The following is a 14,745-nucleotide window of genomic DNA, read 5'->3' as shown; positions in this document are numbered from 1 at the left end:
AGTCCTCACGGCAAATAGCTGTTGCAGCCCCAGCGCTTGTAATTACGCACGCGGGGCACTTGCTGACCTTGGTCAGCCAAAGGTCGAACACCCGCGGCTCGCGCAGGCACAGGAAGTATCCCACGCCGTGGATCGCCACGGCGGCGGGAAGAGCGAGGAACGACCGTGTGAGGAGGAACAGCTCCGTCGTCACGGCCGCGTTGATCACGAAGAAATTGAACGTAACCCCGCGAACATCTGCGGCCTGGTGAGGGCGCGGAAGAGCGGTGCCCGCATCGGCTAGCCGGAGACCGCAGCGGTCGACTGGATGCCGGACACGATGGCAGCCGACCCGAACAGGATGAAGCAGCCGATGATCACGGTCGCGCCGACGCGCCAGTTGAGGCGGCCGGTCAGCATCATGAAGCCGACCATGGCGACGGCGATGACCGCGACCGAGGTTGCCACATTGCCGAGCAAGGTGCCCTGAAGCCAGCTGAGCGCGGACACGATCGGGCCCGAGCCCTGCGGATTGGCCTGAGCCATGGCCGCTGACGGCATGACTGCAGCGACGGATGCGATTGCGAAGCCCAGCTTCCTCACTGGCGCTCTCCTTCCAAGGTTGAATTGGCCGCTAGGCGCGCGACAATGGCGCGCACATAGGCCTGTGTTTCAGGAATTGACGGAATACCCCCAGCCGTCATGACGCGTCCCGGACCCGCGTTATAAGCCGCTAGTGCCTTCTCAACGTTCCCGTCGAAACGGTTCAGCTGTTGACGAAGGTACCGCGCACCACCCGACAGATTTTGTAGTGGGTCATTGGGGTCGACGCCAAGGTCCCGCGCCGTTCCGGGCATCAATTGCGCCAAACCGATGGCACCGGCCCGCGAACGGGCCGCCGGGTTCCATCGGCTCTCCTGCCAGACGACGGCTTCGAGCAGGTACGGGCTGATGTCGTTCGCCTTTGCGATCTCCACCATGGCTTGTGCGTAGCCACCCGACCAGCCGCGGTCGGCAAGGACGGTCACCGCCTTGTCGGGGATAACGATGTCATCACTCGCTTCAGCAGTAACCTCCTGCTGGTCGTCCGTCGTCCACGTCGCGCCGGGCGTGTCGCCCAGCGTCTTGACCGTGCCGTCGTCGCCGATTTCGAGAACCCCGGCCTGCGCCGGTCCTGCCACGGCAAGACCCGACGCAAGCGCGAAGGTCGCGATCAGTTTCACGGCTGCGGGACCAGGTGCGGGTTGGCGACGTAGCTGAAGCCCGCGAACTGCTTCATCTGCAAGCCGTTGCCGAGGTCGCCGCCCGAGCAGTTGAGCTTCTTGTTGATGCAGTTGTCGTGCCACATCTTCTTCACCGTCGGATCCCACGCCATGAAGAAGTCGGCGTGGAAGGTGCTTCCGTGCGGGAGGCTTGGCTGCATCGCGTCGGACGAGAAGGTCCATTTGGTGAGATCGTCACCGGCCGAGATGCCGTACCACGCCTGCAGCGTGAATTCCGGGATGACGTACGGATGGGTCGCCGGGCACTTCAGGTAGCCCTGCGTCCCGTAGGACGGGTAGGCCACGTGATCGCGATGGTTCGAACTGTCGAGGTTCTTGCCATCCCAGCAAGCCGGAGCACTGACGATTGCGCCAATGCGCGATCCCGCCGGGCAAGTCTTGATGGCTGCGGGTATCGACGCATAATGACCTTGCGTCGCGCCGGGCCCGTCGCAGTTGAAGTATAGCGAACCCGTCGGCGATTTTCCGGTCAGCATGTCGTAGCCGAAAATGAACTTCAGGCCGTTAGGTAGGTCCACCGCCTGGCCCTGATATTGAGCGTTGTTGGGATCGGAGACCACGGGGTCGCTTGCCGGTCGCCGCTTGTAGTAGATGGCGACATAATCCGGGCGGACCACGTTGCCCCTCCCGTCGAGCATGGCGGGCATCCAGTACGCCGACCGGTTCAGCGGCGACATGCAGGTGGAAGCACCGCCTCCGCGAAGTGAATTGTAAGTCGAATTCGCGTTGGCCGACGTGTTTCCGTAGAACTGATGCAGGTGCGATTTGCCTGCTTGCCCGGGGTAGACGATCGGGTCGTCGTAAAGCAGCTGGCCCGCGTTGCAGATGAAGCGGAACGCGCCGACAACGTCCGGGCTGGCCGATGGCGGGATTGCACCCGTCCCCCAAGCCGGCACCAGTTCCGAGTTCGGATCGAAGTTGGACGAGATCGCCGCCAGACCGGCTAGCGTCGGGCTAGGGGTCGGCGTGGTCGTTGGCGGCGGCGAGGAAGGAGTGGGAGTCGGAGTGGTCGGCGTGGGAGTTTCGGCCGCGGGAGCCTCCGCACCTGTCTGGTGAGGTTTGGAGACTTTGCAGCCAGAAAGAATCGCAAGCAGAATCAGCGGCGCAAGCGCCTTCGTTTTGAACCTCAACTTTTGGATGACCCTCCCAGGGTCTGCTTATTTAGTGATGACCCCTCGAACCGGACTTTCGCCCGAAAGACTCTGTCAACAAGAGTCGCGACTCCTCGGCACGACGTGTCGGTGTTTTTTACAGGCGAATTGAGGAACAACGGAAGAGTAACGTAAACAAAACGTTAAGTACTGACTCAACTTCATGCGAATAGCCGGAATTTACCGGATTCCGTCGTGCGATCGGGCGCGAATTGCATTGAACGGATGAACGGCTAGACAAGCCTGACTATCGGCCGGGGAATTCGGGAAAATGGACGCTTGGGGCCATTGGATTTCGGCCTTGCTCTTTCACGATCGCACTCCGCTCGCCTGGATTGTCGTCGCCGCCTACTTCATCGGCGCAGCGGCTGCCTTCTGGGCCAGCTCCAGCGTCCGACGCCAGGACCGGCGCTTCTGGATCGCGACCGCGCTGACGCTCATCTTCCTCGGGCTCAACAAGGAACTCGATCTCCAGACCTTCCTGACGACGGAGGGTCGCTCATTGGCGCAGCAGGGAGGCTGGTACGAGCAGCGGCGTTTGATCCAGGGCCTGTTCCTGCTGGGGCTTGCCGTCATCGGTTTCCTGGTCAGTGCGGCCCTCGTCACCTGGCTCCGCAAGTCGCCACGCTCGGTCAAGACCGCGGCTGTCGGTCTGGTTATTCTGTTCGTCTTCATCCTGATGCGCGCGGGGTCGTTCCATCACATCGACAATTGGGTGACGATCAACGTCGCAGGCTTGCGCAGTGGATGGTGGCTGGAACTGACCGGGATCGTGACGATCGCGTTGTCCGCACTGGCGTATCGGCGGCGGCCGAAACGGCATTCTCGCTAACGCAAATCAGCTATTTGAACCGCTGTTTCGAGGGGGCGTTTTCGGGCGGCTACTGTTGGTAGCGTTGTGTTGCGTAAAAAGGAGGAAAAGCATGGCCGGAACGAAGAGTGGCGGCTCGAAACGCGGATTTGCAGCGATGGACCCCGCCAAGCAGCGGGAGATTGCAAGCAAGGGCGGTCGGGCAAGTCATGGCGGCGGTCGCAGAAGCTCGAACAGCACGAGCCGGTAAGCCAAGCAAGTCGACTTCAAGCGCCGGACGGTCTGATCCGTCCGGCGCTTTCCTAAAGGTGGGTGACAGCGCGGCAACCCTGCACCAATAGGGTCGTTGAACAGCCGTAATGTACCGTTCCGACCTGAAGACGCGCGACAAGAGCGGCGCCGTTGCTGCGGTGATCGCCATCCATGCCGGGCTTCTGTTCGCCTTCCTGCATCTCTCCGGAAAGATGAATCTCGCGGATCCGCAGACCGTGCTGCGGGTGTTCGAAATCACTGAAGCCGAACTGCCACCGCCGACCCCGGACCTTCCTCAACCCGCTGAGCAAAAGCAGAAGCCGAAGGAGCAAGAAGGGGCCGCCTCCGAAAAGAACCTCAAGAGCGAGGCTACACCCATCGTCGCACCAACGCCGAAGATCGAACTGCCGGTCCCCGTTCCAGTGAATGCCAGCGAAACCCCCAACCAGGGTACGGCGCCAACGCAGGGCGCGTCCAACGTTGCTGGACCGGGCACCGGCGCTGGCGGCACGGGCAGTGGAACAGGATCAGGCGGTTCCGGCAGTGGGACCGGCGGAGGCGGGGACGGCATCGTCTCCCGCGCGCAACTGCTGACGCCGAGCCTGCGCAGTCGCGACTATCCGCCCGAGCTTCGGCAGAGGCTGTCCAACGGCGCATCGCCGTTCGTCATGTTCACGGTCTTGCCGAACGGACGCGTCGCGGGGTGCAAAATCTACCAGTCGAGCGGCGATCCGGCTGTCGACGACATGACTTGCCGATTGGTCAGCGCGAGATTCGTGTATAGGCCCGCCTACAATCGGCGCGGCGAGCCCGTGCCTTCTCAAATGGCATACAGGCAGGCGAACTAGGATGATTGAAGCCGAATGGTGGGACTATGATGACGCTGCGGAGCTGGCGGAGGCCGTTGCCGGCGACATTGGTTTCATCATCGAAAGCGCGCTGGACGCGCGCGGCTCCTCGCTGATCGCCGTCCCCGGTGGCGGCACTGCAAAGCCGATCCTTCAGGCGCTCGCCGCGAAGAAGCTGCCGTGGAAGCAGGTGACGATCATTCCGACCGATGAGCGGCTGGTACCGATGGACGATGAGCGAAGTAACGTCCGCGCCATCGCGCAGACATTTCTGCCCGTCGGCGCACGTGTGATCCCGATCACTGGCGACATCCCCGACTACCGCCTTGCCGGCAATTCCGCGGACGCGCGTCTGCAGGACCTGCCCTGGCCACCCGACCTCGTGTGGCTTGGTGTTGGCGAGGATGGCCATACCGCGTCGATCTTCGCAGGACCCGATCTCCAGGACGCGCTCGACGCTCCGAAAGCTCGGCGTGCGGTCGGCGTCATGCCCGACCCCCTGCCTGAGGATGCGCCGGTCGCTCGTGTCACGCTGACTCGCGCCGCGATCCTTTCGGCGCGGACCGTGCTGATCACGCTCGTCGGCAACGACAAGCGCGAAATGCTCGAGGGGCCATCGAAGATGGACAAAGCTCGAAGCTCCCGATCGGCCGCGTGCTGGCCGAGGCCGAGCAGCCGATCGACATTCACTGGGCGCCGTAAGCAAGCTCGCGCGCCCTCGCGGGCGGCATCAATCATTTCTCAAGTGTTCGGCGGCACAATGCCGGCATGCGAGAGAGACTATCCGTCGCGACCAAATTGCTCGTCAAGGCGGGCCTGGCGCTGTTCGTCGCCAACGAAGTCCGCGGCTTCGTTCTCGCGGCGCCGGTGCTTTACGCGATGTACGAAGCTGGCGGGACGGCCATGGCAATCTGGCTTGGGTTCTGTTCGCTCGCCGGTATCGCCCTGACAGTGGTGGGACCGATCTTCGTCGCCAGGAAGCTCAAGCTGGTCTGACGGGCTAAATCTCGTCCAGCGGCTTGCCGCGCGTTTCCCGGATAAACAGCAGCGCGACCACCACCGAAATCAAGGTGAAGACGGCCGGATACCACAGGCTGGCGTAGACATTCCCTGTTATGGTCGCGAGCGCGAAGCTGGTGACTGGCAAGAAGCCCCCGACCCAGCCCGTTCCCACGTGATAGGGCAGGGACATTGCCGTGTAGCGGATATTCGTCGGGAACATCTCGACCAGCGCGGCCGCCTGCGGTCCGTACAAGGCGGTCGAAGCCACGGCGAAAACCATCAGCCAGAAGAACATCACCGGGATGTTCATTCGCGCCGGGTCGGCTTTTGCCGGATAACCTTCGGCTGTTAGCGCCGCCTTCAGCGTCTTGCCCGTGTCGTCCTTGAGCGCCTTGAGCTCCGGTCCGGACAGCGCGCCACCGTCCGGAATTTCGATCCTCTCATCGCCCACCGCGACGACGGTGCGGCCGTCGTCAGATCGCGTTTCGCGGTAGGAAATCCCCGTTCCGGCGAGCAGGCTTTTGCCGATGTCGCAAGCTGTCTTGAACTGCCGCGTCCCCGCAGGGTCGAATTGGACCGAGCAGGTCGAAGGATCCGTGTACACGACGACCGGCTGCGCCCTCTGCGCCTCGACCAATGCCGGGTTCGCCGCTGCCGCCATGCCATGGAAACCTGGCAGATAGGCCACCAGGGCCAAAAGCATTCCGCCGATCATCACCGGCTTGCGGCCGATCCGGTCGCTGAGCCAGCCGAAGAAGACGTAAAGCGGCGCGCTGACGACGGTCATCGCCAGCACCAGCGCGTCCTTGGTTGGCTCCGGCACACCGAGCGACTTGGTCAGGAACACCTGGATGTAGAAAAAGCTGAGGTACCAGACGGCACCCTGCGCGCACATGATACCGAAGAAGGCGATGAGCACGCGCCTCAGATTTTCCCAGCGGCCGAACGCCTCGCGCAGCGGCGCATGGCAGATCTCGCCTTCTTCCTTGAGCTTCGCGAAGGCGGGGCTCTCCGACAGCTTGAAGCGGAGCCAGACCGAGACGATCAGCAGCAGCACCGAGAAGAGGAACGGTATCCGCCATCCCAGGCCAGGAACGCGTCTTCACCGACGGCGCTGCGGGTGCCGAGGATGACGAGCAAGCCCGCGATCAGTCCGAGCGATGCCGTGATCTGGATCCAGCCCGTCATCTCTCCGCGTCGGTCGTCCGGCGAATGCTCGGCTACGTAGATCGCGGCGCCGCCATATTCGCCCCCGAGCGCGACGCCCTGAAGGATGCGGAGCAGGATCAGCAGGAGAGGCGCAATGATGCCGGCCGTCGCATAGGTCGGCAGGATGCCGATCAGGAAAGTCGACGCGCCCATTAGGCTGACGGTGGCGAGGAAGGCACCTTTCCGCCCAAGCCGATCGCCGACGACGCCGAAGATCAGGGCACCGAGGGGCCGGAACGCGAAGCCCGCCGCAAAGAGGCCGAGCGCAGCGACCAGTCCCGCGGTCGGGTCGAGCCCGGCGAAGAAGACCTTCTGGATGGTCGTCGCAAGCGAACCGAAGATGAAGAAGTCGTACCATTCGAACGCGGTCCCGCCGAAGAGGCGGCGACGACGCGCTTCATCGTCCAGGGCTTTTGTTCCGACATCCTGCTCCCCCTACGGATGTAGGGTTAGCGCCTGCACGCGGAGCCGCAAGCGCTTAGGCGGGGGTCTTCGAGAACTCCCGCGCTCCGGCAAGCAGTTGATCGACGACGGTCGGGTCGGCCAGCGTCGACGTGTCCCCGAAGCCCGCCGTTTCGCCCTCTGCGATCTTGCGCAGGATGCGGCGCATGATCTTCCCCGATCGAGTCTTCGGCAGCGCCGGCGTGAACTGGATTCGCTCGGGCGCGGCCAGCGCGCCGATCTCGCGCCGGACTTGTTGGTTCAGCTCGCGCCGAAGCTCGTCATTGCCCTCCTCGCCAGCATTCAGCGTCACGTAGGCGTGAATGGCCTGACCCTTGATGTCGTGCGGAAAGGCGACGACCGCGGCCTCGGCGACCAGCTCGTGGGCGACCAAGGCGCTTTCGACTTCTGCCGACCCGACGCGGTGGCCGGACACGTTGATCACATCGTCCACGCGGCCGGTGATCCAGTAATAGCCGTCCTCGTCCCGGCGGCAGCCGTCGCCGGTGAAATACTTGCCGGGATAAGTGGTGAAATAGGTCTCGAAGAAGCGGCGGTGGTCGTTCCAAACCGTGCGCATCTGCCCTGGCCAGGACGCCGTGATGCACAGGTTGCCGCTAGTCGCGCCGTGCAATTCCGTGCCTTCGGCGTCGACGAGCATCGGGCGAATGCCGGGCAGGGGCCTGGTCGCCGAGCCGGGCTTGAGCGCGGTCACTCCGGGAAGCGGCGAGATCAGCGCCGCGCCGGTCTCAGTCTGCCACCAGGTGTCGACGACGGGGCAGCGACCGTCGCCGACCGTGCGCCAATACCATTCCCAGGCTTCCGGGTTGATCGGCTCGCCGACCGTGCCGATCAGGCGCAGCGACTTGCGGCTGTGCCGCTTCACCGGCTCGTCGCCCTCGCGCATCAGCGCCCGGATGGCTGTCGGCGCCGTATAAAAGATGGTGACGCCGAGCCGGTCCACCGTCTCCCAGAATCGACCGAAGTCCGGATAGTTCGGCACCCCGTCGAACATCACGCTGGTCGCGCCATTCATCAGCGGGCCGTAGACCACATAGGTATGCCCGGTGATCCACCCGACGTCGGCGGTACACCAGAAGATATCATTGTCGCGGTGATCGAAGATCCAGTCGAAAGTGGTCGCCGCCCACACGGAATAGCCGCCGGTGGTGTGGACCACGCCTTTCGGCTTTCCCGTCGATCCCGAAGTATAGAGGATGAATAGCGGGTCCTCCGCGTCCATCACTTCCGGCTCGCACTCGGACGAAAGTTCGTCGCGCATCGCCGAAAAACTGACGTCGCGGCCATCCTTCATGGGAACATCGGCGCCGGTTCTCGTGACCACGATCACAGACTGAACGTCACGGTGCTCGAGTGCGGCATCGACGTTCCGCTTCAAGGGAATGATCTTGCCGCTGCGCACGCCCTCGTCGGCCGTGATCACCGCGCAGGCATCGCAATCCGCGATGCGGCCGGCGAGGCTTTCCGGCGAGAAGCCGCCGAATACGACCGAGTGGATCGCGCCGATCCGCGCGCAGGCGAGCATCGCCGCCGCCGCCTCGGGGATCATCGGCATGTAGATCATGACGCGATTGCCGCGCCGGACGCCGCGCTGTTTCAGCAAGTTCGCGAAGCGGCAGGTCTCTTCGTAAAGCTCGCGATAAGTGATCGACCGGCCCTCGCCGGGTTCGTCCGCCTCGAAGATGATGGCGGTGCGGTCCCCATGCTCGGCGAGGTGCCGGTCGAGGCAATTGACGGAGAGGTTGAGCTTTCCGTCGGCGTACCAGCGGATGTGGAAATCGTCCTCGTTGAACGACCAGTCCCCGATTGTTCGGGCGCCTGATACCAATCCAGCCGGTTTGCCTGCTCCATCCAGTGCCGATGGGGGTCGGCGTCTGCGATCGCGTAAAGTGCGTCGAGCTCGGCCGGGCCGATCCTTGCACCAAACCCTTCGGGAACTGGATGGATCGCTTCACTCATAGGCCGTGGCTCATGTCGATGACGAAGCGGTAGCGGACGTCGTTCTTGAGCAGCCGCTCATAGGCCTCGTTCACCTGGTTCATGCGGATGAATTCGACGTCCGGGTAGATGTCCTTCGCGGCGCAGAAATCGAGCATCTCCTGCGTCTCGGGAATGCCGCCGATGGCCGAACCGCCGACCGCGCGGTTCCACCAGATGATATTGAACCCCGTGAAGCCGGGCATCGGCGTCAGCGCGCCGACGATCACCATTCGCCCCGATCGGCCGAGCAGCTGGAGATAGCCGTCGATCTCGTGGCTGACCGGGATGGTGTTGAGGATGAAGTCGAAGCGCGTCGCCGCCGCCTTCATCTGCTCGGCATCCGTCGAGATGATCACGTCGTGGGCGCCCAGGGCGCGAGCGTCCTCGCCCTTGCTCGGGGTAGTAGTGATCATGGTCACATGCGCCCCCATCGCCGCCGCCAGCTTCACGCCCATGTGGCCGAGTCCGCCGAGGCCGACGACGGCGACCTTCGTGGTCGGCCCAACGTTGTATTGGCGCAACGGCGAATAGGTCGTGATGCCTGCGCACAGCAAGGGCGCCACCTTGGTGACGTCCATGCCTTCCGGCACCTTGCAGCAGAAGTGATCGCGGACGACGATGTGGTCGGTGTAGCCGCCCTTCGTGATCGTGCCGTCGTGGTAGTCGGCGCTGTTGTAGGTCTGGACGCAGCCCTTGCGGCAGAAGACTTCCCAACCTTCGAGGCACTGGTCGCACTCCATGCAGCTATCGACCATGCAGCCTACCGCAACCGTGTCGCCGACGCGGTGGCGGGTGACTTCGTCGCCGATGGCCGTGACCTCTCCGACGATCTCGTGACCGGGGATCACCGGGTAGCGGCTTCCGCCCAGTCGTTGCGGCAGGTGTGGAGGTCGGAGTGGCAAATGCCGGCGTAGGTGATCTTGATCGCGACATCGTTCGGCCGAAGCGCGCGACGCTCGAACTCCATCGGGCGGAGCGGCTGATCGGGCGCGTCCGTGCCCCATCCCTTCGCGGTCGTTGGGGCATGACTATGTGGCGAAGTGGTGTTGGGTTCAGCTGTCGTCGCCATATCGGCCTCCTTTAACGTGCCCGGTCGAGAACTCTCCGCGCTTGAACGAGATGCGGCCGGTCGACCATCCGGCCACTGATGGACAAGACGCCGGCATCGGGGTCGGCGTCGAACGCATCGACAATAGCGCGCGCGTGCGACACTTCGTCGGCAGTTGGGGTGAAAGCGGCATTGATCACGCCGACCTGAGCGGGGTGGATGGCAAGCTTGCCGGTGAAGCCTTCGCGCGCCGCTGCCTGGGCCTCCGCCAGCAGGCCGGCGTCGTCGCGGAAGTCAGAGAAAACGCCGTCAACCGGCTGCACTCCTGCCGCAACGGCTCCGGCCAGGCACAGCGAGCGGGCGAGCTTGTAGGTGTAGCTGAGAGTGCCGTCCGCGTCATACTTCGACGAAGCGCCCAACGCGGCCGAAAGGTCTTCCGCGCCCCAGCTCATGGCCGCGAGCGAAGACTTGGGATCGCGATAGCTCAGCATTCCGAACAGGCTTGCCGCCGTCTCGGTCACGATGGCGTGGATCGGGATGTTGCCGGTGCGATGTGCAAGCTCCGCGACATCTGCTCCGCCTTCGGCCTTAGGCAGGACGATGCCGTGGATGTCGGCGATGCCAATGACGTCGAGATCCTTGCGATGCTCGTCCGTGCGGAGCGGGTTGATCCGGACCCACCATTGCGGGCCGCCGGAGCGTTTCCCGAGGTCCTTCAGGATCTGGCGCGCGGCTGACTTCTGGGCCGGTGCAACACTGTCCTCGAGGTCGAAGATGACGGCGTCGGCCTCGCTTTCGATCGCCTTGCCGATCTTTTTCTCGCTGTCCGCCGGCACGAACAGCCAGCTGCGAGGTTCGCTCATTGCGGAGTCTTCAGGATCAAGGCGGAGCGAGTGCATTCGCAGACGATTTCGTCACGCTGGTTGAAGCTGCGATGCGCCCAGGTGACGATGCCTGCGTTCGGCCGCGACTTGCTTTCGCGAAGGTCGATGCACTCCGTCTCCGACCGCAGCGTATCGCCGACGAACACCGGTTTCGGAAAAGTCAGTTTGTCGTAGCCAAGATTGGCGACAAGCGTCCCCAGCGTCGTGTCGCTGACGCTGACCCCGACCATCAGCCCAAACGTGAACACAGAGTTCACCAACGGCTGGCCAAACTCGGTCCTTGCGGCCGCCTCGTGATCGATGTGCAGCGGCTGCGGGTTGTAGGTGAGGGCGGAGATAAGAAGGTTGTCGGTCTCGGTGACCGTCCGGGACACCGCATGCTCGACGCGGTCTCCGACCTGCCATTCGTCAAAATAGCGTCCTGCCATGTCGCCGCTCTACGAAGCAGCCGCGCACTTGCCAAGCTAGAGAGCACCTGTCCGGGTAAGCCGAGCCTTGAGGTCGCCCATGCCAATCTCTTCGATCGTGGCAGTCGGATCGCTCCACCGGACGATGTTGGCGATATGGCCGAGCATCTGGCCGACCTTGTCGAGATACTGGAGGGACACCGTATGGCGAGCGACGGCGACCGGATCCGCCGAAAGCGCATCGCCCGTGATGTCGAGCATCCGGCGGGCACAGTCTAACTCTTCACCCAAGCGGATACGAAGTTCGCAATCGGTCCGCACCGGAACCACGCGGAGGGCGGGCGGATCGCGGCGGAGCGGCTTGCGCGGCGCTTCAACGCGCTCGTCCGCGCCCCAAACCTGCCGAACGCTATCGCCCTGGATGGCAATATCGCCCTTCGCATACCCGTGCTTCTGGCTGAACGGCCGCATGGGAAGGAAATGGCCGCCAAGGCCTTTCCAAGCCGTGGCTCGTTCATCCGTTCTGGAGCAGAATCTCCGCGGCCGCCTCGGTGATTGCGGCCCCGTCGAGGCGGTAGGCAGCGAATAGGTCAGCGAGATTGCCGGTCTGGCCGAAGCGCTCGACACCCAACGGCGCAACCCGCTGGCCAAGGACGCCTCCGAGCCACGAGAGCGAGGCAGGGGAAGCGTCGGCGATGGTGACAAGGCCGGCGCCGCGCCCTAGCTTCGACAACAGTCGTTCAACGTGGCTCGGCTCGCCGCCGCCGGCCCAGCGCGACGCCTGCGATGCACTCCATCCGCGGTGAAGCAGGTCGGGCGACGTGACCGAAAGTAGGCCGAGGCCCGGGATGTCGTCTCGAAGCTCTTCCCACGCTGCAAGAGCCTCCGGCATGACGGCGCCCATGGCGACGATTGCCGCCTCCGCGCCGTCGGCCGGCGTGCACAGCCAATAGCCGCCCTTCAAAGCGCCGTCCCGCCACTCGTCATCCTCGCGCGAAACTTGGCGGACATTGCGGGTCGAAAGGCGAAGGTACGTGCTCTCGCCGTCCGGATTGTCGATCAGCTTGAAGGCCAGCTCCATCATTGCTGCCAGTTCATCGGCGAAGGCCGGCTCGTAGTGCCGGATGCCCGGCTGCCCGAGCGCGATGAGCGGAGGATTGATGGATTGGTGTGCGCCCCCCTCCGGACCGAGCGTCAGGCCGCTCGGTGTCGCCACGAGGATAAAGCGGGCGTCCTGGTAGCAAGCGTAATTCAACGCATCGAGGCCGCGGGCGATAAAGGGATCGTAGAGAGTGCCGACCGGGCCAGACGAGCGCCGAACTGGTCACCAGCAAGCCCTGCCGCCGCCAGCATCAGGAAGAGGTTGTTCTCCGCGATGCCTAGCTCGATGTGCTGGCCTCTGTTTGCCGAAGACCATTTTTGTGCTGACGCAATCTTTTCTCTTGCAAAAACGTCGGCAATCTCCTCGCGTCGGAAGAGACCGCGCTGATTGACCCAGGCACCGAGATTGGTCGAGACCGTGACATCGGGGGACGTCGTCACGATCCGGTCGGCAAGCGAACCCCCTGACTTCGCGAGGTCGAGGAGGATGCGTCCGAAGGCCGCCTGCGTGGATTGTTCGTCACCGGCGGGAGTGGGAATGGCGGGAACTTCCAACTGTCCGAACGATCGCGGTCGCTTTTCACGGGCGATCCGGCTTCGCTCCAGCACAGTGTCTACGCCCGGGCGGGCATTTTCCCCGACCCCTTCCAGCCGCTCCCACTCCTTGCCTTCGGCCACGCCCATCGCCTCGCGCCAGGCAGCCATCTGGGTCGGGTTCATCAGGCCGGAATGGTTATCCTTGTGGCCGGCAAACGGCAGGCCGAAGCCCTTGATCGTATACGCGATGAACAGCGTCGGTTGATCGTCGTCGCAGCGGTCGAATGCCTCGATCATGCTTTCGATGTCGTGTCCGGCGAGGTTGGTCATCAGCCGCTGAAGCTCGTCGTCGCTCCGGCGGTCCAGGATCGGCTTGGACTTCGGCGCATCGGCGAGGAGGCGGTCCCGCCACGCCTTTCCGCCGAGGTATGTCAGCGCCGCATAATCGGCGTTGCTGGCCTCATCGATCCAGCGCTGCAACTCCGCACCGCCCTTTTCCGCGAACGCAGCCTGCTGCAGCTTGCCGTACTTCAGCGTCTGGACACGCCATCCGCAGCTGGCGAAAATTTCGTCGAATCGGCCGAACATTCGGTCGGCGGTCGTCGCGTCGAGGCTCTGGCGGTTGTAGTCGATGATCCACCACAGGTTGCGGACGTCGTGCTTCGATCCCTCGATAAGCGCTTCGTAGATGTTGCCCTCATCGAGCTCCGCGTCGCCGACCAGCGCGACAAAGCGACCGCGATCCTGTTCGTTCATCAGGCCGTGAGCAGTCAGGTAATCCTGCACGATGCTGGAGAAGAGGGTGATGGCGACGCCGAGACCTACCGAGCCGGTGGAGAAATCGACAGGAATGCTGTCCTTCGTCCGGCTGGGATAGCTTTGCGCCCCGCCAAAGCCGCGAAAGTTCTCCAGGGATTCGCGGCTCTGCGATCCGAGCAGATAGTGGACGGCGTGCAGCACCGGCCCCGCATGGGGCTTCACCGCGACGCGGTCGTTGGGTCCCAGCGCGTGGAAATACAGCGCCGTCATGATGCTCGTCATCGACGCGCAGCTCGCCTGATGCCCGCCGACTTTCAGGCCGTCGGTATTCTCGCGAATGTGATTGGCGTGATGAATCGTCCACGCGGACAGCCAGCGCAGGCGGTCGTCGATGATCTTCAGCGCTTCAATGTCGGTCGTGACGGGCTTCAGCATTCGACCGGACTAGACCAGCCGGAGGTTGTCGAAAAGCTGCCCCTAGCGCAGGACCATCTTGTCGCCCTTGATCTCCACCGTGTCGAACTGGCGGAGGAAGCTCTGGCCGAGCAGCGACATCTGCCCGCCGTCGAGAACGATGGCAGGCACCTCGCGGGCGGTCTGCTTGCCGAGGCGTACGGTGTCGAGCTTTACGAACTCGCCTTTAACGTCACCGCCAGCACCTTCGCCGACGACGTCGTACATGCCGATGGACGTCGCGAGTCCGGCCTTGCGGGCGTCGTCACGGCTGAGCGCGATCCCGCTTGCGCCGGTATCGACCAGGACGTGAATCGGGATGTTGTTGATCTCGACGTCGGCATAGAAATGGCCGTCCGGCTGGCGTTCGAGTTCCACGACATCCTGCCCGGCATAGCTGTCGTCGTTGACCTCATAACCTTTCTGGAGGACTTCAGCCTGATAGGCCTTCTCTTTTTCGAAGGCATTGGGTTCGCTGCTGCTGGCGCCTGTTGCCGTGCGCGACCCGCAATTGCTCAACAGGGCGCCGAACATCCCGGCGACGAGCAGGAAGATGAAGTATGCCCGGACCATCGCCGA

General features: G+C 63.7%; 15 protein-coding genes and 4 pseudogenes. 5 read left to right on the top strand and 14 right to left on the bottom strand.

Annotation, left to right across the window (positions count from 1 at the left end; translation table 11 throughout):
• Positions 1–5: 5 nt before the first annotated feature.
• From H9L15_RS14995 to H9L15_RS18140, 4 genes and pseudogenes are all read right to left on the bottom strand, one after another.
• Positions 6–276: pseudogene (locus tag H9L15_RS14995) on the bottom strand (type IV secretion system protein VirB3).
• 3 nt (positions 277–279) lie between these two features.
• The gene (locus H9L15_RS14990) at positions 280–540 is read right to left on the bottom strand and encodes a TrbC/VirB2 family protein (protein WP_187715936.1); all 261 of its coding nucleotides are present in this window, start codon (positions 538–540) and stop codon (positions 280–282) included.
• Between the two features lie 38 nt (positions 541–578).
• Complete coding sequence (locus H9L15_RS14985; RefSeq protein ID WP_223276322.1) at positions 579–1,202, bottom strand: lytic transglycosylase domain-containing protein; 624 nt, start codon at positions 1,200–1,202, stop codon at positions 579–581.
• Complete coding sequence (locus H9L15_RS18140) at positions 1,199–2,158, bottom strand: DUF1996 domain-containing protein (protein ID WP_223276321.1); 960 nt, start codon at positions 2,156–2,158, stop codon at positions 1,199–1,201. The genes H9L15_RS14985 and H9L15_RS18140 overlap by 4 nt, the downstream gene beginning before the upstream one ends.
• Before the next feature lie 526 nt (positions 2,159–2,684).
• Here H9L15_RS18140 and H9L15_RS14980 point away from each other — a divergent pair.
• The 5 genes and pseudogenes from H9L15_RS14980 (at position 2,685) to H9L15_RS14960 (ending at position 5,320) form a co-directional block, all read left to right on the top strand.
• The gene (locus H9L15_RS14980; protein WP_187714634.1) at positions 2,685–3,245 is read left to right on the top strand and encodes an isopropylmalate isomerase; all 561 of its coding nucleotides are present in this window, start codon (positions 2,685–2,687) and stop codon (positions 3,243–3,245) included.
• A 91-nt stretch (positions 3,246–3,336) separates the two neighbouring features.
• Positions 3,337–3,474, top strand: a complete 138-nt coding sequence (locus H9L15_RS20610; protein WP_187714633.1) for a KGG domain-containing protein — start codon at positions 3,337–3,339, stop codon at positions 3,472–3,474.
• Between the two features lie 109 nt (positions 3,475–3,583).
• Entirely contained in the window at positions 3,584–4,324 is a 741-nt protein-coding gene (locus H9L15_RS14970) for an energy transducer TonB (RefSeq protein WP_187714632.1), read from the top strand.
• A gap of 1 nt (position 4,325) precedes the next feature.
• Positions 4,326–5,026: pseudogene (gene pgl, locus H9L15_RS14965) on the top strand (6-phosphogluconolactonase).
• A gap of 66 nt (positions 5,027–5,092) precedes the next feature.
• Complete coding sequence (locus tag H9L15_RS14960) at positions 5,093–5,320, top strand: hypothetical protein (protein WP_187714631.1); 228 nt, start codon at positions 5,093–5,095, stop codon at positions 5,318–5,320.
• A gap of 4 nt (positions 5,321–5,324) precedes the next feature.
• On the opposite strand, the gene H9L15_RS14955 is transcribed toward H9L15_RS14960, so the two are convergent.
• From H9L15_RS14955 to H9L15_RS14920, 10 genes and pseudogenes are all read right to left on the bottom strand, one after another.
• The gene (locus H9L15_RS14955) at positions 5,325–6,383 is read right to left on the bottom strand and encodes an MFS transporter (protein ID WP_317617544.1); all 1,059 of its coding nucleotides are present in this window, start codon (positions 6,381–6,383) and stop codon (positions 5,325–5,327) included.
• Entirely contained in the window at positions 6,371–6,877 is a 507-nt protein-coding gene (locus tag H9L15_RS19905) for an MFS transporter (protein ID WP_398286958.1), read from the bottom strand. Before H9L15_RS19905 ends, H9L15_RS14955 begins: the two co-directional genes overlap by 13 nt.
• A gap of 136 nt (positions 6,878–7,013) precedes the next feature.
• Positions 7,014–8,956 (bottom strand): annotated as a pseudogene (acs, locus tag H9L15_RS14950) (acetate--CoA ligase).
• The gene (locus H9L15_RS14945; protein WP_317617543.1) at positions 8,953–9,825 is read right to left on the bottom strand and encodes an NAD(P)-dependent alcohol dehydrogenase; all 873 of its coding nucleotides are present in this window, start codon (positions 9,823–9,825) and stop codon (positions 8,953–8,955) included. The pseudogene acs and the gene H9L15_RS14945 overlap by 4 nt, the downstream one beginning before the upstream one ends.
• Entirely contained in the window at positions 9,822–10,046 is a 225-nt protein-coding gene (locus H9L15_RS19900; RefSeq protein ID WP_317617542.1) for an alcohol dehydrogenase catalytic domain-containing protein, read from the bottom strand. The genes H9L15_RS14945 and H9L15_RS19900 overlap by 4 nt, the downstream gene beginning before the upstream one ends.
• A gap of 11 nt (positions 10,047–10,057) precedes the next feature.
• Positions 10,058–10,888 (bottom strand): HpcH/HpaI aldolase/citrate lyase family protein, encoded by an 831-nt coding sequence (locus tag H9L15_RS14940; RefSeq protein WP_187714630.1) that lies wholly within the window; start codon positions 10,886–10,888, stop codon positions 10,058–10,060.
• Positions 10,885–11,337, bottom strand: a complete 453-nt coding sequence (locus H9L15_RS14935) for a MaoC family dehydratase (RefSeq protein WP_187714629.1) — start codon at positions 11,335–11,337, stop codon at positions 10,885–10,887. The genes H9L15_RS14940 and H9L15_RS14935 overlap by 4 nt, the downstream gene beginning before the upstream one ends.
• Positions 11,338–11,373: 36 nt before the next feature.
• On the bottom strand, positions 11,374–11,787 hold the full coding sequence (locus H9L15_RS14930) for a hypothetical protein (RefSeq protein WP_187714628.1): 414 nt from the start codon (positions 11,785–11,787) through the stop codon (positions 11,374–11,376).
• Positions 11,788–11,830: 43 nt separating this feature from the next.
• Positions 11,831–14,148 (bottom strand): annotated as a pseudogene (locus tag H9L15_RS14925) (transketolase).
• A 42-nt stretch (positions 14,149–14,190) separates the two neighbouring features.
• Positions 14,191–14,739, bottom strand: a complete 549-nt coding sequence (locus H9L15_RS14920) for a retropepsin-like aspartic protease family protein (protein ID WP_187714627.1) — start codon at positions 14,737–14,739, stop codon at positions 14,191–14,193.
• Positions 14,740–14,745: the final 6 nt, after the last annotated feature.

The sequence above is a fragment of the Sphingomonas daechungensis genome, from assembly GCF_014489495.1.
GTDB lineage: Bacteria > Pseudomonadota > Alphaproteobacteria > Sphingomonadales > Sphingomonadaceae > Sphingomicrobium > Sphingomicrobium daechungense.
This window is presented reverse-complemented; position numbering and strand designations above follow the sequence as displayed.

Coding starts and splice junctions, on each gene's coding strand:
- H9L15_RS14940 (WP_187714630.1), bottom strand. CDS start 10,888: ATGAGCGAACCTCGCAGCTGGCTGTTCGTGCCGGCGGACAGCGAGAAA.
- H9L15_RS14920 (WP_187714627.1), bottom strand. CDS start 14,739: ATGGTCCGGGCATACTTCATCTTCCTGCTCGTCGCCGGGATGTTCGGC.
- H9L15_RS14980 (WP_187714634.1), top strand. CDS start 2,685: ATGGACGCTTGGGGCCATTGGATTTCGGCCTTGCTCTTTCACGATCGC.
- H9L15_RS20610 (WP_187714633.1), top strand. CDS start 3,337: ATGGCCGGAACGAAGAGTGGCGGCTCGAAACGCGGATTTGCAGCGATG.
- H9L15_RS14970 (WP_187714632.1), top strand. CDS start 3,584: ATGTACCGTTCCGACCTGAAGACGCGCGACAAGAGCGGCGCCGTTGCT.
- H9L15_RS19900 (WP_317617542.1), bottom strand. CDS start 10,046: ATGGCGACGACAGCTGAACCCAACACCACTTCGCCACATAGTCATGCC.
- H9L15_RS14935 (WP_187714629.1), bottom strand. CDS start 11,337: ATGGCAGGACGCTATTTTGACGAATGGCAGGTCGGAGACCGCGTCGAG.
- H9L15_RS14960 (WP_187714631.1), top strand. CDS start 5,093: ATGCGAGAGAGACTATCCGTCGCGACCAAATTGCTCGTCAAGGCGGGC.
- H9L15_RS14990 (WP_187715936.1), bottom strand. CDS start 540: ATGCCGTCAGCGGCCATGGCTCAGGCCAATCCGCAGGGCTCGGGCCCG.
- H9L15_RS14930 (WP_187714628.1), bottom strand. CDS start 11,787: ATGCGGCCGTTCAGCCAGAAGCACGGGTATGCGAAGGGCGATATTGCC.